The organism is Succinimonas amylolytica DSM 2873 (assembly GCF_000378405.1).
Classification (GTDB): Bacteria; Pseudomonadota; Gammaproteobacteria; order Enterobacterales; family Succinivibrionaceae; genus Succinimonas; species Succinimonas amylolytica.
The window spans coordinates 906645-929870 of the sequence record NZ_KB899636.1 but is presented as its reverse complement, the minus strand read 5'-3'; the positions used below and the strand labels follow the sequence as shown (position 1 = coordinate 929870).

The 23226-nt window shown below is 47.8% G+C and carries 19 protein-coding genes; 13 read left to right on the top strand and 6 right to left on the bottom strand.

Going from position 1 to position 23226, the window contains the following annotated elements:
- The first annotated feature begins 165 nt into the window (after positions 1–165).
- The 4 genes from F557_RS0104110 (at position 166) to F557_RS18755 (ending at position 4731) form a co-directional block, all read left to right on the top strand.
- Complete coding sequence (locus tag F557_RS0104110) at positions 166–1383, top strand: pyridoxal phosphate-dependent aminotransferase (protein ID WP_019000986.1); 1218 nt, start codon at positions 166–168, stop codon at positions 1381–1383.
- A 191-nt stretch (positions 1384–1574) separates the two neighbouring features.
- Positions 1575–2246, top strand: coding sequence for a 5'-deoxynucleotidase (gene yfbR, locus F557_RS0104105; protein WP_157617741.1), 672 nt, complete (start codon positions 1575–1577; stop codon positions 2244–2246).
- Between the two features lie 51 nt (positions 2247–2297).
- Positions 2298–2825 (top strand): DUF4357 domain-containing protein, encoded by a 528-nt coding sequence (locus F557_RS0104100; protein WP_019000984.1) that lies wholly within the window; start codon positions 2298–2300, stop codon positions 2823–2825.
- 259 nt (positions 2826–3084) lie between these two features.
- Entirely contained in the window at positions 3085–4731 is a 1647-nt protein-coding gene (locus F557_RS18755; RefSeq protein WP_019000983.1) for an RsmB/NOP family class I SAM-dependent RNA methyltransferase, read from the top strand.
- A 91-nt stretch (positions 4732–4822) separates the two neighbouring features.
- Here the strand turns inward: F557_RS18755 and F557_RS18750 are convergent, their stop codons facing one another.
- Complete coding sequence (locus F557_RS18750; protein ID WP_019000982.1) at positions 4823–6862, bottom strand: DEAD/DEAH box helicase; 2040 nt, start codon at positions 6860–6862, stop codon at positions 4823–4825.
- A gap of 600 nt (positions 6863–7462) precedes the next feature.
- Between F557_RS18750 and leuB the strand changes: the two genes are divergently transcribed.
- The 5 genes from leuB (at position 7463) to F557_RS0104060 (ending at position 12201) form a co-directional block, all read left to right on the top strand.
- Complete coding sequence (leuB, locus tag F557_RS0104080; RefSeq protein ID WP_019000980.1) at positions 7463–8560, top strand: 3-isopropylmalate dehydrogenase; 1098 nt, start codon at positions 7463–7465, stop codon at positions 8558–8560.
- Positions 8561–8670: 110 nt separating this feature from the next.
- Positions 8671–9069 (top strand): lysozyme inhibitor LprI family protein, encoded by a 399-nt coding sequence (locus F557_RS0104075; protein WP_157617740.1) that lies wholly within the window; start codon positions 8671–8673, stop codon positions 9067–9069.
- 513 nt (positions 9070–9582) lie between these two features.
- Positions 9583–10980: a 3-isopropylmalate dehydratase large subunit gene (gene leuC, locus F557_RS0104070; RefSeq protein WP_019000978.1), complete on the top strand. Its 1398-nt coding sequence runs from the start codon at positions 9583–9585 to the stop codon at positions 10978–10980.
- Between the two features lie 9 nt (positions 10981–10989).
- Complete coding sequence (gene leuD / locus F557_RS0104065) at positions 10990–11610, top strand: 3-isopropylmalate dehydratase small subunit (RefSeq protein WP_019000977.1); 621 nt, start codon at positions 10990–10992, stop codon at positions 11608–11610.
- 291 nt (positions 11611–11901) lie between these two features.
- On the top strand, positions 11902–12201 hold the full coding sequence (locus F557_RS0104060; RefSeq protein ID WP_019000976.1) for a PilZ domain-containing protein: 300 nt from the start codon (positions 11902–11904) through the stop codon (positions 12199–12201).
- 281 nt (positions 12202–12482) lie between these two features.
- Here F557_RS0104060 and F557_RS0104050 read toward each other — a convergent pair whose 3' ends face one another.
- The 3 genes from F557_RS0104050 to F557_RS0104040 all read right to left on the bottom strand — a co-directional run bounded on the left by F557_RS0104050 (position 12483) and on the right by F557_RS0104040 (position 15821).
- A complete protein-coding gene (locus F557_RS0104050) occupies positions 12483–14273 on the bottom strand; it encodes an ABC transporter ATP-binding protein/permease (protein ID WP_019000974.1) in 1791 nt (596 codons plus the stop codon).
- 69 nt (positions 14274–14342) lie between these two features.
- The gene (locus F557_RS18745; RefSeq protein WP_019000973.1) at positions 14343–15185 is read right to left on the bottom strand and encodes a Cof-type HAD-IIB family hydrolase; all 843 of its coding nucleotides are present in this window, start codon (positions 15183–15185) and stop codon (positions 14343–14345) included.
- Positions 15186–15533: 348 nt separating this feature from the next.
- Positions 15534–15821: an HU family DNA-binding protein gene (locus F557_RS0104040; RefSeq protein WP_019000972.1), complete on the bottom strand. Its 288-nt coding sequence runs from the start codon at positions 15819–15821 to the stop codon at positions 15534–15536.
- A 312-nt stretch (positions 15822–16133) separates the two neighbouring features.
- On the opposite strand from F557_RS0104040, the gene purH reads away from it, so the two are divergent.
- The 3 genes from purH to F557_RS0104025 all read left to right on the top strand — a co-directional run bounded on the left by purH (position 16134) and on the right by F557_RS0104025 (position 19967).
- Positions 16134–17726: a bifunctional phosphoribosylaminoimidazolecarboxamide formyltransferase/IMP cyclohydrolase gene (gene purH, locus F557_RS0104035; RefSeq protein WP_019000971.1), complete on the top strand. Its 1593-nt coding sequence runs from the start codon at positions 16134–16136 to the stop codon at positions 17724–17726.
- 58 nt (positions 17727–17784) lie between these two features.
- A complete protein-coding gene (gene purD, locus F557_RS0104030; RefSeq protein ID WP_019000970.1) occupies positions 17785–19071 on the top strand; it encodes a phosphoribosylamine--glycine ligase in 1287 nt (428 codons plus the stop codon).
- Between the two features lie 113 nt (positions 19072–19184).
- Positions 19185–19967 carry a sulfite exporter TauE/SafE family protein gene (locus F557_RS0104025; protein WP_019000969.1) on the top strand — a complete coding sequence of 261 codons (783 nt, stop codon included), beginning with the start codon at positions 19185–19187 and terminating at the stop codon, positions 19965–19967.
- A 29-nt stretch (positions 19968–19996) separates the two neighbouring features.
- On the opposite strand, the gene F557_RS0104020 is transcribed toward F557_RS0104025, so the two are convergent.
- Positions 19997–20590, bottom strand: coding sequence for a DUF416 family protein (locus F557_RS0104020; protein WP_019000968.1), 594 nt, complete (start codon positions 20588–20590; stop codon positions 19997–19999).
- 409 nt (positions 20591–20999) lie between these two features.
- On the opposite strand from F557_RS0104020, the gene F557_RS22930 reads away from it, so the two are divergent.
- A complete protein-coding gene (locus F557_RS22930) occupies positions 21000–22799 on the top strand; it encodes a peptidoglycan DD-metalloendopeptidase family protein (protein WP_019000967.1) in 1800 nt (599 codons plus the stop codon).
- Between the two features lie 76 nt (positions 22800–22875).
- Here F557_RS22930 and F557_RS18735 read toward each other — a convergent pair.
- Positions 22876–23226: IS66 family transposase (locus F557_RS18735; RefSeq protein ID WP_019000966.1), on the bottom strand; the 351-nt coding region annotated here is incomplete at its 5' end.

The following is a 23226-nucleotide window of genomic DNA, read 5'->3' as shown; positions in this document are numbered from 1 at the left end:
ATCCCAAAAGCGTAAATAATATTCTTCCACTACCAAACTTCACAGCGGGCAATATCGTGATAATGGTGCTACAATTGCCTGAGATCCTGCAGACATTGCAGTTCGCGCAATGCGAAAATATTCAGGCCGTTAATTCATATTTTTTGGCAGCAAATAGGACCAGCTATGAAGGTTATAGAAAAATCCCATAAGCTTGATAATGTGTGCTACGACATTCGTGGGAAGGTAATGGTTGAAGCCCAGCACATGGAAGAGGAAGGACAGCGCATTCTCAAGCTTAATATCGGCAATCTGGCCACCTTCGGGTTTGATACCCCAGAAGAAGTCATCAAGGATATCATCATCAACATTCCCAACGGTCAGGGTTATTCGGAATCAAAGGGAATATTCATTGCCAGAAAGGCCATTGCCCAGTACTACCAGCAGAAAGGACTCCGGGATGTGGATCATAACGACATCTATATCGGCAACGGAGCTTCAGAGCTTATTGTGCAGTCCATGCAGGCTCTTCTCAACAACGGAGACGAAATTCTGGTTCCCGCTCCGGACTATCCGCTGTGGACTGCCGCTGTAAATCTGAGCGGCGGACATGCGGTGCACTACATCTGCGATGAAAATGCAGACTGGCTGCCGGATCTTGACGACATAAAAAAGAAGATCTCTCCGAGAACACGCGGTATTGTAATCATAAACCCCAACAACCCTACCGGTGCCGTATATTCAACAGAATTCCTGATGGAGCTGGTGGAGGTGGCCAGACAAAACAATCTCATTATCTTCGCCGATGAAATCTATGACAAAATCCTTTACGACGATGTGGCTCATACCAGCATCTGCACACTGTGCGACGATGTTCTCTGCCTTACCTTCAACGGTCTCTCCAAAGCTTACCGTGCCTGCGGATTCCGCATGGGCTGGATGGTAGTGAGCGGCCCCAAAAGACAGGCGCAGGGATATATTCAGGGACTTAATATTCTGGCTTCCATGAGACTCTGTGCCAATGTTCCCATGCAGTACGGTATTCAGACGGCACTGGGCGGCTACCAGAGCATCAAGGAACTGACCAGACCGGGAGGACGGCTCTGGAGACAGCGCAACAAGGCATGGGAGCTCATTAATTCCATTCCGGGATTCAGCGCCGTTAAACCCAAGGGAGCTCTTTACATGTTCCCGAAGATTGACACTTCCATGTACCGAATCAAGGATGACCAGAAAATGGTGCTGGATCTTCTGCGCCAGGAAAAGATGCTTATTGTTCAGGGCACCGGTTTCAACTGGCCGGCTCCGGATCATTTCCGACTGGTATTCCTGCCCACCGAGGAGGTTATTACTGATGCCTGCGACCGTCTGAGGCGCTTCTTCAAGCATTACCATCAGGAATGAGTTTTTAGCACGCACTAGCGAACCCCTCCCTCATATTCCGGAGGGGGGTTGTTTTTGAAAGTTCTGCTATTGCGGCTTGAATCAAAAAAATGCACATAAAAAGGGTTCATAAAATCTGATACCGTATATCATGAATCATGGAGTTCAGGACATTAATCTCTGAATTAATCACAATCTGAGGACGGAACAGTATGTTGAGCGATACCAAACAAAGCACCTTTATGGCATGGTTTACCAGAATGCCGCTCATTAAAAGATGGGCTCTTATGCATTCCGTTAAATCTGAAAACGTAGCTGAACACAGCTATCAGGTTGCGGTGATTGCCCACCTTCTGGCAATTATCAGCAATGAGTACTACGGTAGCTGCTACATTCCGGAGATGGCCGCCACCATTGCCCTGTTTCATGACATCTCCGAAACCAAGCTTCAGGATCTGAACGCCCGCACCAAATACCAGACTATCGAATTTGCCAAGCAGTTCAAGAAACTAGAGCATCTGGCCGAAAGGGAATGTCTGAACACCCTGCCTCAGGATCTCAAGCCTCATTACCGGAATCTTATTGTGCAGCGTGAGGTAAATCCTGTATACAAGCCTCTTGTAAAAGCAGCAGATACCCTGGCAGCCTACATGAAAGCAAAGGATGAGCTTAACAACAACAACCGGGAGTTCACCCATGTGGTAGAAACCTTCGAAAAGAAGATCCAGAAAATGGCGCTGGTGGTTCCGGCAGTAAACTATTTTATGGAGCATTTCTCAGAATGCTGTGCCTGTACCATTGACGAGCTTTCGGGAATCGATGCGGAAAAAGCCATTGCCAGCAGCGAATTCAATGATGAAGAAGACGAGCTTTCTGAAGATTAATGAAGCAGGGCCCGACGAACAAAATATGATAACCAGCGGGGAACCCTTCAGGTGAACAATGTTCTGGATGATGATCGTGTCTGCTTTCTAACTGACAGCAAAGGAACCCGGACACATGCCGTGTTGCCAATATCGGTTTATGACGAGCTTCTGGGCCTCAGGCTGCTTCTCAATGACAGCAAAAACCTGAACAGCCGGGAGGACTACTTTTTTTCAGTAAAAGGGGTAAATGCCTCCGGCTTTCCTCTGGGTAAAAGAACCAGTCCTGGCTTTATGCTCAACAAGGGCTCCATGGTCTCCATCAGGCATGCCCCATCCTTAAGACAGCCTGTTATTGATGTCAAGAATGACCTCATTATGAGAAAAATTCTGGTTATCAACACCAAACTGAACTGTTATGAACTCAAGGAAAGCTATCTCCTTACCAGTCCCAGTTTTGCAGCCAGTCTGGTAGCTGGGAATACCAGAAACGGACTGGATGTCTGGACAAATCAGGAAGGTTTTTCATTAAAAGATTCCGGATACGGACCCAAGGCGGGAGACGTACAGTCCGACGATGAGGACAGCAGAAAAAAGTGATATCAAGAGGATTCGTTTTTTCCGATATCATCCAGACTTGCAGGGAAATGCTGCTGATTTGAGTATCTCTTCCATTCTCATACAGCCCCCATTACAAAAACCCATTACTAAATGATGCAGAACGGCGTCGCAAAAGAAAAACAGCACATCATCCCTCCCTTTGACAGAAGATTGGAAAGAAAGGTTAGAGCACCTCTTCATATTTTGCTAAAATTCCCGGTACATCAATGTTCATCCAACTATTTCCGGGAGCTTCAACATGGCATCGTATTCTCTGTCAGATTTTAAAATCAGGCTGATCTTCTCTATCCTTACTGAAGTCTTTGATGCCGGCAGGACACTGGACAAGGCCTATGCCATCTATTTCAAGAAGCTGAAGCTCAGCAATGACGAACAGGCTCTTATTGTTTCCCTGGTCAACGATGTTTTCAGAAGACTTAACTATTACACCTATATTGCCGGCTATAAAAAAATTAAGGACATCAAAAAGCACGTCAACAAGATTATCTGCGTTATCCATCTGGTGCATAAATGGCCGGTACCCCGGGGACTCCAGGACTGCGAGGACTTTTCCATAAAAGATGCCAAAACACGCATGGAGGAGGCTGACAATATCCCCAACCTAAAATACGGCTGTCCGGTATGGCTTGACGAATTCGGAAAGAAGGAACTGGGCGACAGGTGGGAAACCGAAAAGCCCTACTTTGCAAAGGAACCCCGGAGATTCATCAGAGTGAACACCCTGAAAATCACCCGGAGGGAGCTAATGGAAATTCTGGCGGCTGAAAATGTCACTACCCGGGAATGTGCCCTGCCCGATGCGCTGGAGGTACTGGGAACCTCAGCCATCTTCAAAACTGCCGCCTTCAAAAAAGGTCTTTTCGAACAGCAGGATGCCGGATCACAGGAGATTCCGCTATTCCTGGATCCACGCCCCGGAAACAAGGTTATTGACGCCTGTGCCGGTGCTGGCGGCAAAACACTGTACCTGAGTGCGCTTATGAAGGGACGCGGCAGCATCATTGCCATGGACGACAAGCAGTGGAAGCTTGACGACCTTAAGCTTCGGGCCAGAAGAGCCGGAGCCTATAACATCGAAACCCGCCTTATCGATACCACCAAAGTTATCAAAAGGCAGTACGGCAAGGCAGACTGCGTGCTTCTGGACGTCCCGTGCTCCGGAAGCGGAGTGCTCAAAAGAAATCCGGACACCAAATGGACTGACGGTACAGATACCATCAGGGAACTGGTACAGATTCAGGCTGATATTCTCAGCAGATATTCCAAAATGACAAAAGTCGGAGGCACTCTGGTTTACTCCACCTGCAGCATCTTCCCCTGTGAAGATCATAATCAGGTAGTAGCATTTCTGGAAAACAACCCCGATTTTGAGCTTCTCAATGAAAAAACAGTTTACCCTTCCGCAGGAGGTGACGGTTTTTACATGGCAAAGCTCAGAAGGAAGGAAAACTCCGAAAAATCACCAGGCACCGGAAAGGACAGCAATGCAGCCTCCAATGAAAAGTCCGATGCTGTAAAAGATAATACCGAAGTCCGGAAAGATAATCCGGGATCTGAAAATACCAACATTGAATCCAAAGATACCAAAGCCGCTACTAAAAAGGAAAATACCGAAAACGGAAAAGAAAAGAATGAAGCTGTGAAAGAGCCAACCGGAAGTCCTGGAGAGAAATCTAAAGCCAAGAAGGAAAAAAACGAAGTCCGGGAAGAAAAAGCCACGCCGTGGAGGAAAAAAACTGATATCCCCAAAAAAGAAGAGCTGACTCCGGACAAAAATAATGCTTCTCCTGAAACAACCACAGCTTCTCAGAAAAAGAAGGCATCAGAAAATCGGGGCATTATTGGAAAATCAAACAAAAAGCGTCAGGTAGCCAAGAAAGCCTGAATTTGACCAGACAGGGAGCGTCAGACAATCCAAAAGCTGACGTCTGACACTGTAAAAACCCCGGATTCCGGTATCCGGGGCTATGAGCTTATCAGGCTCCGAACTTGAAAGGAACTCCTCTCAGAACACGTCCTTTCTTTCCTCGTGGTTCTTCCTTGCGGTCATGCCTGGATCGCTCTTCCGGAAAATCATTTCCGTGCCTGCCGCGCCCCCCGCGATCCTCGGTTCTCCTTCTGGAAAACTCCTTACCGTTTCCGCGGTCCTGATGACGGGAACGCGACTTAAATCCGTTATCGCCGCTGTCATCCATGTAGTATTCCCTAATCTCCAGATTCCTCCCGCAAACGACTGCCTTTTTAAGAATGCTCATGGTCTCAGCGGGCATACCCTCGGGAAGATCCACTGTGGAGTAGGTATCAAAAATATTGATCATTCCGATATAGCGACTGTCAATATCACCCTCATTGGCCACCGCGCCTACAATCTGTCCCGGCTTGACACCATCCTTGCGCCCTACCGCTACCCGGTAGCGGATCATCTTAAGCTCCGGAAAATCCTTAAGCTGAGACGGCTTTGCGGACCTGTCGCGTTTCGTTTTCCGCTCCCGGCTGAAATCCTCCAGAGTCTTCTGCTCCGGCTCGGGTTCGGAAGTATCAACGAACAGAGGCTTTTTCCCGTTAACCATTCTGGCAAGAGAAGCTGCAAGAGTAACCGCATCTTCTTCGCCGGATTCCAGAATATCCCTGACAATATCACGATACGGTGTCATTTCATCCTCTGAAACGCCTTCCATGGCAGAAATAATCCGATCGCGGAACCGATCCGCTCTGTGTCTGTTGATATCCTCGTTGGTGGGCATCTTCATGGGTTCAATCACCGAACGGGTAACATTCTCAATAAGACGGAGCATTCTTCTTTCCCTGGGAGAAACAAAAAGAATGGCGTCTCCTGTTTTTCCGGCTCTTCCAGTACGTCCGATACGATGCACATAGGATTCGGGATCAAAGGGGATATCATAGTTGATTACATGGGTGATCCTGTCAACATCAAGCCCCCGGGCTACCACATCAGTGGCCACCAGTACATCCAGCTGCCCTTTTCTTAGTCTGTCCACCACCTTTTCACGGATCTTCTGAGGAATATCGCCATGGAGAGCATCACAGGAAATACCGTGAGCAGAAAGTTTCTGCTCCAGCTCCTCAGCATCGGTCTTGGTTCTGGTGAAAATCAGGAGAGCGTCATAAGGCTCCACCTCCAAAAGACGGATCAGCGCATCTATCTTTTTAAGACCTGAAACCAGCCAGTAGCGCTGTCTCACCGTGGTGGCGGTGGCGGTCTTAGCTGCGATTCTGATTTCTTCCGGTGAAATCAGATTCTTTTTAGCTACCTTCTTAATGACATCTGGCATGGTAGCTGAAAAGAGAGCGGTTTGCTTTGCCGGAGGACATTTTTCAAGAATCCACTCCACATCGTCAATAAAGCCCATCTTGAGCATTTCATCGGCTTCGTCCAGCACCAGCATTCTGATATTGGAAAGATCCAGCTTGCCGCGCTCAATGAGATCCATAACCCGTCCCGGAGTCCCCACCACAATCTGCACACCGCTTTTAAGAGCACGAATCTGTCTTTCGTAAGAGGATCCGCCGTATATGGAGAGAACATTCACCTTGCTAAGATATTTGGCAAAGGAATCGCAGGCATCAGCCACCTGAATGGCCAATTCCCGGGTAGGTAGCAAAACCAGCGCCTGCACAACGGGAGAATCAGGATCAATCTTAGAAATCAAAGGAAGGGCAAAAGCTGCGGTTTTTCCGGTTCCGGTCTGTGCCTGTCCAATAATGTCAAGACCTTCCATAAGAGGCTTAATGGCCGCCTCCTGAATAGGAGAAGGCTTCACATAGCCAAGATCCCGAACAGCGCTGAGCACCTCATCCCTAAGCCCCAGGTTCTCGAAGCCGGCTCCAGCCTCCTCTTCAGCGTCATCTGCATCATCCTGTTCATCGTCTGCAAGAAGAGCTTCCTCAAATTCGGAATTCTTCTTTTCCATAAGCGCCTCAGCCAGTTCAGAGCCATTGTCCTGAACTACGTTCTGATCCTGATGGAGATTTTCGTTACTGGAATTTTCAGTCATGTTGTTTCCTCGGACGGGAAATAATTCCCGCCATATCAATTGTTGTGAACCCACAAAAATAAAACACTGTCAGGCGGAAAATACCGTCTGAAGCCTCTTCCGGCTTTAATCAGGCTCACAGCAGGAAAACACACGCAAAATCCAATTGGAACGATTGATAACGGAATCTACAAAACTGGGAGATTTGGACATTCCCGCTCAAGGCCCGGCACTCATAAACAGGGCAAGCACGAAGACAGGTGAACCATTATTAAAACAAGATGCTGAATTATACAGTAAACCGAAGAATTGTGCAGAAAATCAGATCTTGATCAAAAAAAATCAAAGAACTCGGGACATGCAAATAGAGAAACAAATTGAGCCATTGTCAAAGACAATTTTAAATTATAGTTGCACATATTTTGGACAACCATAATCCAAATACACCGTTCAACAGATATGGCAGATCTAAGTACCCAATATATTGAACATCCGTTTTTTTCATGATGAAGGTATAGCACTCTCTGTGTTTTCTTCCATGCTCTGCCCGCCCTTCCATTTGTTGTATAATGCCCCTATCTTCCAACCAATATCAAATATTATTCTGGAGTACACTCTAAAATGTCTCAAACCTACAACATCGCAGTTCTGCCCGGAGACGGCATCGGCCCGGAAGTAATGGCAGAGGCTGTAAAAGTATTAAAAGCTGTTGAAAAGAAGTTTGACGTAACCTTCAACCTTAACGAATGCTTTGTCGGCGGCAAGGCCATTGACGAAACCGGTGAACCGCTCCCGGCAGCCACACTCAAAACCTGCGAAGAATCCGATGCTATTCTCTTCGGTTCTGTTGGCGGCCCCAAGTGGGATCACCTCCCCCCGGAAAAGCGTCCCGAAAGAGGTGCCCTGCTCCCCCTTCGCAAACACTTCAAGCTATTCTGCAACCTGCGCCCCGCCCGTATCTACCAGGGGCTTAATTCTCTCTCCCCTCTCAGAAAGGATATTTCTGACCGCGGATTTGACATGGTAGTGGTAAGAGAACTCACCGGCGGTATCTACTTCGGTCAGCCTAAAAAGCGTGAAGGATCCGGACCTGATGAAGTAGCTTACGATACCGAAATTTATCACCGCTTTGAAATCGAAAGAATTGCCAGAATCGCCTTCGAAGCAGCCCGGCTCAGAAAAAAGAAAGTAACCTCTGTGGATAAGTCTAACGTCCTCCAGAGCTCCATTCTGTGGCGGGAGGTTGTAGAGGAGGTTTCCCAGAATTATCCTGACGTAGAACTCAATAATATCTACATTGACAACGCCACAATGCAGCTTGTTAAGGATCCCTCCCAGTTTGATATTCTCCTGTGCAACAACATGTTTGGTGACATCCTATCAGACGAATGCGCCATGATTACCGGCTCCATGGGCATGCTCCCCAGCGCCAGCCTTTCCGAAAGCGGCTTCGGTCTCTACGAACCGGCAGGCGGTTCCGCTCCTGACATCGCCGGAAAGAATATTGCCAACCCGGCAGCCCAGATCCTGTCTGCCGCGCTGATGCTCCGTTACAGCTTCAAGATGGAAGAAGCGGCTCTGACAATTGAGAAGGCTGTATCTGACGTTCTGGCAGAAGGTTACCTCACAGGAGATCTCATGGCCAGCGGTACCGCAAAGCATGAGGTGCAGTCCACCTCCGACTTCGGTACCCTTGTAGCCGCAAAGATTGCCGATTAATACGAAACGGCAGTGAAGGCATTCCTCATCGGGTGCCTGGAAGTTTCCAGGGCAAACCCGGTTTCGGCATTGCTTTCGCTGCCAAATTCCGCAAACATAAGGACTTTGATATGACTTTGATTAAAAGCATAGCCGCCATAGCTCTGGCTTCAGGGATGACTCTCTCACTCTTCAATACCGCCGCAGCCGAAAGCAGCTGCAATCAGTACACCACCTCCTATGACAGAACCTTCTGTTTCTGCAAGATGATTGTTGAATCTGACAAAGAACTTAACGAGGTTTACAAGGAACTCCGCGAAAACCTTGATGAAAAAACCGCTGAAGGCCTTAAACTTACCCAACGCAAGTGGATCAAGTACCGCAACAACCAGTGCGAAAACAATGGCACTATCCAGCTTCAGTGCAATTACAATGTAAACAAAAGCCGCACCGACTATCTTCGGGAGCGCCTGAGAGAATGCAAGTCCGGAGTCTGCCAGAACTCACTCGTGATAAAGCCGAGCTGGTAAGAAGCCTTCTCAGAATAAACTTTTTATCTCTGCTTTCCGGGATACATTTTCATAAGAAGCGGTCTTTTCAGGCTGCTTTTTATTGCGCGGTACAACCTTCAGAAGTAGCAGATGCTGGATATTCTCTAAGTTAGGAATCTTTTAAAACACAAACGTTATCTCCATAATTCCAAATTTCTGAGAATCGCGTAGTTTTGAACATCTCTGAATTAAAGTTTACTGCCACTCCCCTGTTGCTCTTTCCCAAATTATTCGGTTCTGAAACTGCTTCGATTTTTTCCGGAAGTGATTTTTAAACACGGGACTCACCACCAGTAGCACCGAACTCCCGGCATATCATTCTATGTTTCTATTCAGGAATTTCCTGAAGTAAACTATAATTTCATCTGAAGCTGCCCCATGGCATCAAAGCTCCGGCATCACCAAAAACCGGTTTTTCACAACATGCTCAATATCAAACGATCTGAATTATCCTGGTGCGGAAAGCAGCTTCTTAAGAAATAAGGAATGATTATGGGTAAAACACTCTACGACAAGCTTTATGAATCACATATAGTCTGTGCCAAGGAAGGAGAACTTCCAATTCTCTACGTTGACAGACATCTGCTTCATGAAGTTACCAGCCCTCAGGCCTTTGCCGGACTGGCTTTTCATAACAGGAAAATCCGCCGTCCGGAATGCACCTGGGCTACCATGGATCACAACGTATCCACCATTTCCACTGACATCTCGGCCTGCGGCGAACTGGGCCGGATACAGATGCAGACTCTTATAAACAACTGCCAGAAATTCAATGTCCCACTTTACGGTCTCGGCCACAAATGGCAGGGGATTGTGCATGTTATCGGTCCGCAGCTGGGCATCACCATTCCGGGAGTAACTCTGGTATGCGGCGACTCCCATACCGCTACCCATGGGGCTTTCGGCGCACTGGCCTTCGGTATCGGTACCTCCGAGGTAGAGCATGTAATGGCCACCCAGACCATCAAGCAGCAGAAATTCAAAAACATGAAGATTGAAGTTACCGGAAAGCTTGCATCCGGAGTTACCGCAAAGGACGTGATTCTGGCCATCGCCGCAAAGCTTGGCACCGGCGGCGGCACCGGATATGCCGTGGAATTCACCGGTGAAGCCGTTAAGTCTCTCTCCATGGAAGGAAGAATGACTCTTTCCAACATGGCTATTGAAATGGGAGCCAAGGTAGGGCTTATTGCTCCGGACGAAACCACCTTCAGTTACGTTAAAGGCCGCCCGTTTGCGCCCAGGGGAAAAATCTGGGATCTGGCTCTTTCCTATTGGAAAACTCTGAAATCCGATGATGATGCTGTTTGGGATGCAGAGGTAGTTCTGGACGGCAGTGCCATTGCACCAATGGTTACCTGGGGCACTAATCCCGGTCAGGGCATCGGCATCAATGACCTGATTCCGGCTCCCGATGACTTCACTGATGAGATTCAGCAGCATTCCTGCGAGAAAGCACTGAAATACATGGATCTTAAGCCCCACACCAGACTCACCGATGTCAGAATTGATAAAGTGTTCATAGGCTCCTGCACTAACGGCCGTATTGAAGATATCCGTGCCGCCGCTGCTGAAATCAAGGGCCGCAAGCTGGCTCCGGGAGTTCGGGGAATCGTAGTTCCGGGCTCTCAGGAAGTTAAGGAAATGGCCGAACAGGAAGGACTGGACAAGATCTTTCTTGCCGCCGGGTTTGAATGGAGACTTCCAGGATGCTCGGCATGTCTTGGCATGAACAGCGACAGAGTTCCGGCTGGAGAACGCTGTGCCAGCACCTCAAATCGCAATTTTGAAGGCAGACAGGGACGCGGTGCCCGCACCCACCTGGTAAGCCCAGCCATGGCTGTTGCTGCCGGCATCGCCGGTCATTTTGTTGACGTTCGCTCATTCTAGGAGACCATCATGCAGAAATTTACCGTACACGAAGGACTGGCTGTACCCCTGGATGCCGCCAACGTTGATACTGATCAGATCATCCCCAAACAGTTCCTGCAGGCGGTAACCCGTACCGGTTTCGGAGTACACCTTTTTAACGACTGGCGCTATCTGGACGAAGCCGGAACCAAACCCAATCCTGAATTCATTCTTAACCACCCCCGCTACAAGGGCGCCACAGTCCTGGTAGCCCGAGAGAATTTCGGAAACGGCTCCAGCCGCGAACATGCCCCCTGGGCGCTTCAGGACTACGGCTTCCGGGCTATCATCGCCTCCAGCTTCGCCGATATTTTCTACAACAATTCCCTGAACAACGGACTTCTCCTGGTTACACTGAAACCTGAGGAGGTAGACGCCCTGCATCAGGAAATCAACAGCCACGACGGCCAGAAAATTACGGTGAATCTTGAAAACATGACCGTTTCCTGTAACAGTCTGACCTTTAAATTTCAGCTGGACAGCTTCAGAAGATACTGTCTCCTTAACGGTCTAGACAATATCGACCTGACTCTTCAGAACGAGGATGCCATTAACCGCTATGAATCTGAACTCAAACCGTGGATTGTGGTGTCTCCTGTGAATAACTGATTTTCCGGATCTATTAACAATTATTTTTTAGCATAACCGCGCCGCAATCCGAAAATCTAATATCAAAAGCCCTGAACAACGTTCCGGGCTTTTTGGATCCTAAAGGACATCATCCCGAAACTGAAGAGCCCCGATTTTCAAAAGAAATTAGGATCTTTTCTCAAGAATTGCATCTTAAATTTCATGTTTAAAAACCAGATCTCACTTTTTGGGGCTTTGTTTGAGTAAACTCACATCGGAAGAGTTTATTGCATAAAAATCAATTATTACGATCGAACAGGATTATCAGATATGGACAATACTAGAGAACGCCGCACATACATCCGCGTAGATCTTCCGGTGGAATGCACTATTCTTTTTGCCGGAAAAAAGCTGCCCGGAGAATGCCTCAATATCAGTGCCACAGGAATGTCCATAATCGTAAAAACCGGCGTCAGCCTTAATATCGGGGATGAGGTGGAAATTCAGCTGGATGACTCTGATGATGATCTACCCCCTCTTGATGCAAATGCCAGAGTTGTCAGGGTTATTGACAAAGAAAACCGGAAATACGGTATTCAGTTTATCTCCAGAAAGGGAAAGGAAAACTAATTAGTCAGTAATGATTGCTTGTAATGATAAATAGCCGGCAACTATCAAATAGACAGTTTCCGCACCAAACACTGGCAGGAAAAAGATATTCCTGCCTTTTGTGATTCCGTCTGGATTTCCTGGGGCGGGTCCCTCCTCCGTATTTTTTCTGCCCTTTTATTCTTCTCAGATCTGTATTCAAAACTCAAGAAAAAACGGAACAGTGAAGGGATGCCATTCAGACATCCATCCTTCCCTATTCCAGGATTTTTCATTCACAGTGTCTTTGAGGATAAAGCCCTTTACCGGGGCTTTACCTGCATGTCCTTCTCATCCAGATCCAGAATATCGGTATGGAATTCCTTAAGAGTGCTCCGGTGTCCGACACTGATAACCACTGCCTTTGGCAGCACCTCACCGAGCATACTGTAAAGGCGAACCTCGTTTGTCTCATCAAGAGCACTAGTAACCTCGTCCATAAATACCACATCTGGCTTGTTAACAAAGGCTCTTAAAAACGAAATACGCTGCTGTTCTCCCAGACTCAATACATGATCCCACTGGTTTACAACATTCAGGCTTCCGGAAAGATAAGAAAGGCCGACATCATCCAGCAGACTGACAAACAAATCATCAGCTACCAGATTACTGTTTCCAGGGTAGCATACAGCATCTTTAAGAGTTCCCAGCGGCATATAAGGTTTCTGACTCAGAAACAGCACCCGGGCATTTTCAGGAAAGGTAACCCGTCCCTCGGCATACGGCCAGATACCGGCAACAGTGCGAAGAAGCGTGGATTTCCCGCATCCCGAATGGCCCTTTATCAAAAGACTTCTCCCAGGAGGCAGAGTAAATCCGAGATCCGGAATCAGCAGGGTTCCGTCCGGTTTTGTTACCCTGACATGTTCCAGAGAAAGCTCCTGACCTGATTTTTCGGGAACAATCCTGGGAAGACTGTCAGCAGCTCTGATACTCTTTTCAAAAAGGGAAAGACGATCAATTACCGCTTTCCAGGCAGCCAGGGAGGTAAAGTTTTCAATAAGAGTTGAAAGGGAATCCTGCACCTTGCCAAAAGCAGAGTTGATTTGCATAATACTGCCCAGAGTAATGATCTTCGCAAAATACATTGGTGCGGAAATCAGTATCGGGAAAATAACCGCCAGCTGAGCGTATCCCAGGGTGAAATAGCCAATCTGCTTGGTTTTAACAATAAGGTTGACATAGTTGTGCACCACATCCAGGAACAGGCTGTTGAACCGCTTGCGCTCTTCCAGCTCTCCCTTGTATATGGCCACGGATTCGGCATTCTCCCGCAGTCTTACCAGAGAAAAACGGAAATCCGCCTCGTAACGTTGCTGTCTAAAATTCAGAAGCACCAAAGGCCTTCCGATTATGAAGGTAAAGACCGTACCGAAAGCAGCATAAATAATAGCCAGATAAAGAAGATATCCATCCGGCAGCGATATTTCATACCCCATAACCGGGAAGGTTACCGCCTGCGACAGCCCCCACAGCACAATGGCAAAGGTAACGAGCATGGAAAGATCGGTAAGAATGCTGATTACGATAGTAACCGTCAGGGACACAAACTGGGACAGATCCTCACTGATTCGCTGATCCGGGTTATCTGTTTTCTGATCAGTAAGCTGAAGTCTGTAAAAGGTTCCGTTTTCAGTATAGCGCCTGATGTAATCCGTGGTAAGCCACCTTCTCCAGCGAATCTCCATAGCAGAAATTATGTATCGCCGGTAGACCACGGCACACACATGAACCGTGGCAAGAAAGCCGAAAAGCCACAGCATTCCGATAAATCCGTCCAGATTGTAGGCCTGCATGTAATCCCAAAAGCCCTTGTACCAATCATTAAACTGCTTGGCAAGATAAATGCTGAGAGCGCTCAGTGCCACGATACCAACCAGCATAACCCAGGCAAGACCGCTCTCCCGTGTCTTCCAGAACGGAACGGCAATTCTGAAGAATGCCTTTACGGAATCAAAAACGCTCTGGCTCTCATGTCTCTCTGGATTCTCCCCGTCAAAACGTCTTTTTCCAAAAACACTTTCGCTCTGAACAGGCTTTTCCTTTCTTAACACAAAACCTCCCGTTATCTTTTTCAGTTATAGGCAATCTGGTTTACAAATAATAAACAAGGCGTCCGCATCTTAACAGCAACCACTTCCAAAATTATTGCAGAATTCCCTGCTGAGAATTCTGTCAATCACATAGGCCACTCCGCTCTCGTTATTTCCGGGGGCAATAAAATCGGCCCGTTCCTTGAGCGAACTTAAACCGTTTTCCATCACTACCCCCAAACCGGCACAGTCAATCATATGAGCATCATTACCGGCGTCCCCAAAAGCCACCGAAGCAGACAGGGGAATATCAAGATAATTGCATAGATGCTCCAGTGCCGCCCCCTTGGAGGTTCTGGCATTCATCACCTCCAGAAAGCAGTACATGCTACGTACCACGGTAAAGGCACCGTAAAGATCCTGAAAGTTCTTTTCTGCACTGTCCAGCTGTTCCTCGGTACCAAGGAACATGAACTTGAAAAATTCCTCATCATCAGGAATCTTTTCCATAGAAACTTTTACACCACCAATACGGTTTATCCGCATCTCAAGATCCGTGGCGAAATTATCCACCTCGTAGATAAGCCCCCGTTCTTCCGAAAAAGCTTGCCAGTAAAGTCCGGCCTCACGGGATCTTTCCGCCAGAAGACGCACTTCGTGCCCGGTAAGAATGACTCTTGATATCAGTCTCTCCGAAGCTGTATCGTACACAGCCGCTCCGTTAAAGCAGATAGCATAATGTCCGGGAGTTTTAAGATCCAGAGCTCCGGCATAATTCATCAATCCCTCAAAAGGTCTTCCGGTGGCGGGAACGAACAGAATTCCTGCCTGTTCGGCTTTTCTGATACTATTAATATTCCGCTCCGAAATGGTTTTATCATCATTAAGCAGTGTACCATCCATATCGGAAGCGATAATTCTAAAATCAGTCATATACTATGAAGATCCTCTGAAGCCCGGCATCAGTTTATGCCGTGTATGCACGTCTGACGTTTCTGTCTCCGAGAAGCAGTCTATCACACATGACACATTTTTTGGCCGCTTTGTTGTCCCCGCTGGCTCTATGCAATTACCAAACTCTCTCCATAAGCCACACTGGATAAAGCTTCAAAAAAATCATCAGTCCGAAAAATGCAAGCATAAAAGAAACAAAAAGAAAATGCCATGAAGTTCATCATGGCATTCCGACCCTCGTTCCTTAACACAACAAACCGTCATTTCACAGCACCGCACAAACCTTCCTCAAGGTCATACGGCAAAAAACATCAGACTGCGTAGTGGTTAATCATCGGAACTCTTGTTGACCAAATCCTTAAATGTCTTTCCGGCAGTAAACGCCGGTACACTGCAAGCAGGAATCTTAACGGGCTCATTGTTGCGCGGGTTCCGCCCCTCTCTTGGAGCCCGATAATTCACCTTAAAGGTTCCGAAACCGACAAGACTCACACTATCACCGTCCACTAAAGCAGATTGAACAGCCTTCATAAACGCTTCCACCGCATCATGGGCATCACTTTTCTTAAGACCAGAACGTTCTGCTACGGCATCAATTAATTCCGACTTTCTCATCACCTGTCTACCTTTATTTTATAATGATCACAGAAATACAACATTACGAGTAAAATTAACCAAGACGATGAAAAAACACAACAGGATTTTGACTTCTGGACAACAAAGGATCTTAGAATTTTACCGTTGTGTAATAAAGATCACATTTTGAACCGGCGTTACATTGTGATAAAATCAGTAAATGTCCGGAGCTGCAACAGCTTTACCGGCAAATCTCCCTGCTTTCAGAGGTCTCGGTTACCGCTGTAAAAAGCACCATTAGAATTTCCCCAGGGGCTTAGCTCCCTGAAAACTTGCCAGAGGTTCGATTTAATGGATAATGCACGTCCCATCCGCAGAGCACTCATCAGCGTATCTGATAAGAGCGGAGTTGTAGATTTTGCCCGCGCTCTTCAGGAACGCGGTGTTGACATTCTTTCCACAGGCGGCACTGCAAAACTGCTTGCCGATTCGGGAATCAAGGTTACCGAAGTCAGCGACTACACCGGTTTTCCTGAGATGATGGGAGGCCGCGTAAAAACCCTGCATCCCAAGGTTCACGGCGGCATTCTGGGACGGAGAGGCATTGACGACGAGGTAATGGCAGAACATGACATCAAACCCATCGATCTGGTATGCGTTAATCTCTACCCCTTTGCAGCAACCGTCGCAAAGCCTGACTGCACCCTTGAAAACGCCATCGAAAACATCGATATTGGCGGCCCGACAATGGTCAGAAGTGCCGCCAAAAACTTCAAGGATGTGGCCATTGTGGTAAATGCCAGCGATTACAGCCGCATCATCAGCGAAATGGATTCCAATAACGGCTCCCTGACCTGGGAAACCCGATTCGATCTTTCCATCGCTGCCTTTGAGCATACCGCCGCCTACGACGGGATGATTGCCAACTACTTCGGAACTAAGGTTCCTCAGTACGGTATCAGAAGCGAAGATTCCGAAACTCCCAGATTCCCAAGAACCTTCAATACCCAATTCATCAAAAAGCAGGAACTGCGCTACGGTGAAAACGGCCATCAGGCAGCAGCATTCTATGTCGAAAAAGACTACAGAAACCCCAGTATTTCCACTGCAGTGCAGTTGAACGGCAAAGAGCTTTCTTTCAACAACATTTCTGACACCGATGCTGCACTGGAATGCTGCAAGGAGTTTTCCGAACCTGCCTGTGTCATTGTAAAGCATGCCAATCCGTGCGGAGTGGCTCTGGGCAAGGATATTCTTGAAGCCTACGAAAAAGCCTTTAAAACAGATCCGACTTCAGCCTTCGGCGGCATTATCGCTTTCAACCGCGAGCTCGATGAACAGACCGCCGCAAAAATCCTGGCAAATCAGTTCTGCGAAGTAATTATTGCTCCCAAGGTGTCCGAAGCAGCAAGACAGACAGTATCCACCAAAAAGGGCATAAGACTTTTAGAATGTGGCTTCTGGGACAGAAGAATTCCGGCACTGGAATACAAGCGGGTAACCGGAGGCCTTCTGGTTCAGGATACCGACATCGCCACCTATGTCAAAGACGAACTTAAGGTTGTAACAAAAAGAGCTCCGACACAGGATGAAATGGATGAACTCCTGTTTGCCTGGAACGTGGTTAAATACACCAAATCAAATGCTATCGTCTATACCAGGGACAGAATGACCATCGGTGTTGGCTGCGGTCAAATGAGCCGTGTATTCTCCGCAGAAATTGCCGTAACCAAGGCAGAACGCGAAGGTCTAAGTGTCGCAGGTTCCGTGCTAGCATCCGATGCCTTCTTCCCGTTCCGTGACAGTGTGGATGCCGCTCACAAGGCCGGCATTACCTGCATCATTCAGCCGGGCGGTTCCATCCGGGATCAGGAAAGCATTGATGCCTGCGATGAATACGGCATGGCCATGGTGTTCACCAACATAAGACATTTCAGACACTAATTTTAATTGATGAGGGAGAGCTAGCGTTACTCTCCCTTTTTGTTCATCAGGGTATTATATGAAAGTTTTAGTTATCGGAAACGGCGGACGGGAACATGCCCTGGCATGGAAGACTGCCTCATCCCCCATCGTAAACAAGGTATTTGTTGCGCCGGGAAATCCGGGCACCGCCAGAGAAAACAAGGTTGAAAACATCGCCATCGGCGCCGAGGATATCCCGGCACTCCGGGATTTTGCTGTTAAAAACAGTATTGACCTGACCATTGTGGGTCCCGAAGCACCGCTGGTTATGGGAATCACCGATGCATTCACAGAAGCCGGCCTGAAAATTTTTGGTCCGGCAAAAGCCGCCGCCCGTCTGGAAGGCTCCAAATCCTTTACCAAGGATTTTCTGGAACGCCACCATATCCCAACTGCAAAATACCGGACCTTTACGGAAACCGCACCGGCCTTGGCGTATTTGAGGGAACATGGTGCTCCCGTGGTAGTAAAAGCTGACGGCCTGGCCGCCGGCAAGGGAGTAATTGTCGCCATGAATCTGGAAACTGCCGAAAACGCCGTCCGGGACATGCTGTCAGGAAATGCCTTCGGTTCCGCGGGATCCCGGGTAGTTATCGAGGATTTCCTTGAAGGCGAGGAAGCCTCGTTTATCGTAATGACTGACGGGGAGCATGTTGTCCCCATGGCTACCAGTCAGGATCACAAGAGAGTCGGAGACGGCGACACCGGACTCAACACCGGAGGCATGGGGGCTTATTCCCCCGCACCGGTGGTTACCCGGGAAGTTTATCAGCGTGTCATGGACGAAATAATTTTCCCGACTATCAAAGGTATGAAGGCTGAAGGCTGCAAATATGTGGGCTTCCTGTATGCCGGTCTTATGATAGACAGCACCGGTGCTCCGAAGGTTATCGAATTCAACTGCCGTTTCGGAGATCCGGAAACCCAGCCAATCATGATGAGAATGAAAAGCGATCTTGCCGAACTCTGTCTCAAGGCAGTAAACGGAGAACTGGAGAACGGGGATGCCGAATACGATCCCCGGCCGGCAGTGGGAGTAGTGCTTGCAGCTCAGGGCTATCCGGCAAAACCCAAAAAAGGAGATATCATAAGCGGGCTTGATACCCCGGAAGCCCCGGATACCAAGATATTCCAGGCCGGTACCAAACTTACCGACGGAAACGTGGTAACCAACGGCGGTCGGGTACTCTGCGCCACCGCTCTGGGAAATACTGTATCGGAAGCCCAGGAAAAGGCCTATGCCTTGGCCAAAACAGTCTCTTGGGACGGCATGTTTTTCCGGCATGATATCGCCTACCGGGCCATAAAGCGCGAAAAGCAGTAATTTCTCCGCCACCACGGAATCTGACAAAGACAGCTTTGCGCTGTCTTTGTTTTTTAGCGTACCTAACTGCGATCCTTTTCCCCGGGATCGGCACCCTGAAACAGGACTATCAGATGTTCCAGACTGTTATTGAACAGGTTACCCTTTTTTTCACCGGATTCATTGCCAATGTTCTGGCATCGCTCTCCGGTGGCGGTGCCGGATTTGTGCAACTGCCGGTACTGATTTTTATGGGACTCGGTTTTACGGAAGCGCTCGGCACTCACAAGGTGGCAGTAGTAGCTCTGGGCATGGGATCCTACGCCAGAAATCATGAACTGAAAAGCCTGAACAGGATAATTGCCGCAGAAATGATCCTGGTAGGATGCCCCGCTGTAATTCTGGGATCTTGTCTGGTAACTCTGGTTGCGGACTGGCTGGCAGAGCTTATTCTGGGCATAATCACCATAGCTTCGGTAATATATTCCATCCTGAGAAAAAACTTCGGGCTGGAAAATCATGAAAACAGTCTTACCGTCCGGGATTATATTCTGGGAGCATTTTTAATTGCCCTTACCGGTATGCTCAGCGGTTCCTTCTCATCCGGGGCAGGACTTATCGGCATCATGGTGCTGGTAATGTGGTTCAAACAGGATATTAAAAAAGCTATTCACCATTCAATGATCTTTATCGCTCTAATGTGGAACTTTATCGGGGCCTTTACATTGGGAACCGTAGCAGTTATTCATTGGGGCTGGGTTCCAATGCTGACACTTGGAGCATTCATGGGGGGCTTCGCCGGCACCATGATCATCAGAAAGGTAAACGCCATTTTTATCAAGAAGCTTTTTCAGAGCATCATGATCCTGAGCGGAATACTGCTCCTCTTTAAAAGCTGGCAGCATTTTGGCGGCTGAAAGACTGAATCACGCCTCGTTTAACACAATTACAGTTGGGAATCCAATGTGATTCCGATATTGGAGCAAGCAACATTGCCAAATTCCTCATAAAGCTCCTGAATCCACGCAGCTTCCCTCTTCCGGCGCACTCTGGACAATAGCTCCACCTGGAAATCCATCTCTTCCTCCATGAGCTTCTGCTCTCTGAGTTCGTCATCGGAAAAACTCCGCTCCTCCTGTACTTCCAGAAACTTTGCCACCGTACATACCGAAATGTTACTGGCATTAAGAGCCTCGTCACCATTCTTTTCAGTAATGGCCTCAATTGCCAGAATAAGAGCCTGACAGGCATCAAAAGCCGGATACGCCCCGTAGGATCCGTCAGGATCCGGCACCGGCATCACCTTTTCAAGATCATCATGAACAATATCCAGACTGACGTGATTGTTTTTGTCAGTATGATAAATCCACATAGCATCAAAGGCTTTGCGGAACACCTCACTGAGAACAGTGTCCTGCGACAGGCTACAATAGAGATACAGGTTGGGACTCATTCTGGCTGCCAGAACCAATGAAAACAGGGACTGCTGCCATATACTCATTTCATCAACCAGACGATAAAACTTTTCACCAAAAATCATACAACCCCTTTTTAAAAACAACTCAAATTAAATTCCGGACTCCTATGACAAGAAACAGGAAACCGAAAACATGCCGTTTTTCCGAAAAAGACCACAGGAAAAAATCCTGCATGACTGCCTGCAAAAAAGCAATTTCACAATTAATTTGAACTTAGACGCCTGACAGGATCAAACTATTTTGAATAACTGCCAATTAACGTTATCATATACGAAATCTCCTGTATTTGCATGGGAGTTTTATACCGGGTTGTTCGGTATCGATTTCTGCTTCCTGACAAATGTTTTTGACAAGTTTGCACACCATTCATTAAAAAAACCGTTTTCAGGGGAACTTTTCTTACACAATCCGGTCTCATATTGATGGTTTCCGGGTGGAATTTGTTAATAACGGGTTGGAGTCAGTTTTGTGATGCGAAATGTCTCAGAAAATCGTTCCAGCTCAGACGAATTAAGATTTCCTATTCCAAAAAATCATGTCTATGCCATCTGCATTCTTCTGACGATTTCTCTTGTCACCGCAATTTTTCTGCCAGCCCCCCAGAAATCCTCTGACAGTCTCAATATGCAATGGTCCTCTACCGGCAGAGTTCCGGATATCCATCAGGATTTTCAGGGTATCACCTACTCCGATGACGTTAACGCCACAGAAAGTATTGACGAGGATCCGATAGCCGATTCCGAACTCTTCGGATCCACCGACGACAGCGATGACGCCCCGGAATGGTATCTTCAGGTTGTTGTGCGCGGAGATAATATCAACAATATCTTCCTCACTCTGAACCAGCCCTACGAAATCCTGAAAGCTATTGAAAATACTCCGGTATACGGAAACTCCATCAAAAAAATCATCCCCGGAGATAAGATCTATTTCCTGCTCGATAACAAGAATCAGGTACTGCAACTGGTCAAACCCCTGGATAAGGAAAATCAGGTGCGCTATATCCGCAACAGGAATTCAGAACAGTTGCAGTTCATAGCTGTAAAGGAACCCGTGGATACCCATATCAACCTTAACAGCGAGGAAATTGAAGCCCTTAGTGCCAAGGAGCTGGCTGCCCAGCTAGCTAACGCCGGAAAAACCGAAGAAGAACGAGCCCGGGAAGAGAAGAAAAAGGCTGAGCAGGTCAAACAGGCCGAACAGGCCCGACAGCAGGAGCTGGCACGCAAGAAGGAAGAGCAGGCTAAGCGGGAACAGGCTCGTAAAGAAGAAGCCAGTCGCAGAATTCAGGCTCAGGCTGCCGAAAAACAGAAAATCAAGGAAGAAAGGGAACGGCAGCGGCTTATCGCTGAAAGGAAAGCTGAAGAGGAAAGAAAACGCCGGGAACAGGCGGCTCTTGCCAAGGCCAAAGAAGAAAAGGAAGCCCGCCTGCGTGCCGAAGCAGAACGGCTGAAAAAGGAGCAGGAACCGAATATTGCCGTAAGAAAGAGTCTCACCATCATCTCTTTGCAAAAAGGAGACTCTCTTAAAACCGCTGGTATCAGAGCCGGACTCAGCGGCAGCGAAATCAAGTCCATTGTGTCAATGTTCAAAGGGCGTTTCTCCATGACCAATCTGCAGGCTGGAGATGAGATCAGAATCCTGTTCAGTGGTAACCGCCAGGGAGATCGTATAAACGCTGTATCAATTCAGTCACGCAAGCAGGGACGCGTCAATGCCTTCAGACTAAGTTCGAACAACAAATACTATGATGAAAAGGTGTTCCAGAACAAATCCAGCGGCAAATTCAGCCGGTATCCGATAGCCGGACAGATCCGCATCACCAGTCAGTTCAATCCTCACCGGAGGCATCCGGTTACCGGAAAAATCCGTCCGCACAACGGCACTGATTTCGGGGTTCCTGTCGGTACCCCGGTATATGCACCGGCAGATGGCGTTGTCGAGAGATGCACGTATCAGAACGCTGCCGGCTACTACATCGTAATCAAGCACCAGGGAGCCTACTCCACAGTATATATGCATCTCAGCAAGATTCTGGTCAAACCCGGACAAACCGTGAAAGCGAACCAGCGCATCGCTCTTTCAGGAAACACCGGAAGATCAACAGGACCGCATCTTCACTATGAGCTCAGAATCAATAACGTTCCAGTAAATGCCCTCAAAGTTACCTTGCCTTCCGGCGGCTCTGCATCTCCCGATGTCTCCAGTAAGGATGCCAAGCTTTTTGCCATTCAGGTCAGAAACTACAAAAAGCAACTGGGAATAAAGTAATTTCCCCCGAAATGATATGCAGGGAAAACATGGGATATTGCTATTCCCGAAAAGTATTAGGTCTAAAGTCAGCACTTTAGGCCTTCTTAAATTTCCACGGCATTGCCTGCTCAAGAATAGCATTTCTTCTTTCATCAGACGGCGATTCATCTTTTAGTCCGTCTCTGTGAATACCCATATATCTGAACAGAAATTCAAGATAAACTTCTAGGTCAACTCCATGAGCTTTGCAGGTTTCATGAAATGATGAAAACACTGCCGTAGACTTAGCTCCCTCAATAGAGCCAAATCCGCTGGGCATTGAATGTCTCAGCACTGCAAAGTCACGAATAGCTCTCTCGGCGGCCGAGTTATCCAGAGGAATAGAGCCGTCCTCCAGGATTCTGGTGAATTTTTCCCACTGATTGTGAGAGTACTTGACCGCTTT

Coding starts and splice junctions, on each gene's coding strand:
- F557_RS0104110 (WP_019000986.1), top strand. CDS start 166: ATGAAGGTTATAGAAAAATCCCATAAGCTTGATAATGTGTGCTACGAC.
- yfbR (WP_157617741.1), top strand. CDS start 1,575: ATGTTGAGCGATACCAAACAAAGCACCTTTATGGCATGGTTTACCAGA.
- F557_RS18755 (WP_019000983.1), top strand. CDS start 3,085: ATGGCATCGTATTCTCTGTCAGATTTTAAAATCAGGCTGATCTTCTCT.
- F557_RS18750 (WP_019000982.1), bottom strand. CDS start 6,862: ATGACTGAAAATTCCAGTAACGAAAATCTCCATCAGGATCAGAACGTA.
- leuB (WP_019000980.1), top strand. CDS start 7,463: ATGTCTCAAACCTACAACATCGCAGTTCTGCCCGGAGACGGCATCGGC.
- F557_RS0104075 (WP_157617740.1), top strand. CDS start 8,671: ATGACTTTGATTAAAAGCATAGCCGCCATAGCTCTGGCTTCAGGGATG.
- leuC (WP_019000978.1), top strand. CDS start 9,583: ATGGGTAAAACACTCTACGACAAGCTTTATGAATCACATATAGTCTGT.
- leuD (WP_019000977.1), top strand. CDS start 10,990: ATGCAGAAATTTACCGTACACGAAGGACTGGCTGTACCCCTGGATGCC.
- F557_RS0104060 (WP_019000976.1), top strand. CDS start 11,902: ATGGACAATACTAGAGAACGCCGCACATACATCCGCGTAGATCTTCCG.
- F557_RS18745 (WP_019000973.1), bottom strand. CDS start 15,185: ATGACTGATTTTAGAATTATCGCTTCCGATATGGATGGTACACTGCTT.
- F557_RS0104040 (WP_019000972.1), bottom strand. CDS start 15,821: ATGAGAAAGTCGGAATTAATTGATGCCGTAGCAGAACGTTCTGGTCTT.
- purH (WP_019000971.1), top strand. CDS start 16,134: ATGGATAATGCACGTCCCATCCGCAGAGCACTCATCAGCGTATCTGAT.
- purD (WP_019000970.1), top strand. CDS start 17,785: ATGAAAGTTTTAGTTATCGGAAACGGCGGACGGGAACATGCCCTGGCA.
- F557_RS0104025 (WP_019000969.1), top strand. CDS start 19,185: ATGTTCCAGACTGTTATTGAACAGGTTACCCTTTTTTTCACCGGATTC.
- F557_RS0104020 (WP_019000968.1), bottom strand. CDS start 20,590: ATGATTTTTGGTGAAAAGTTTTATCGTCTGGTTGATGAAATGAGTATA.
- F557_RS22930 (WP_019000967.1), top strand. CDS start 21,000: ATGCGAAATGTCTCAGAAAATCGTTCCAGCTCAGACGAATTAAGATTT.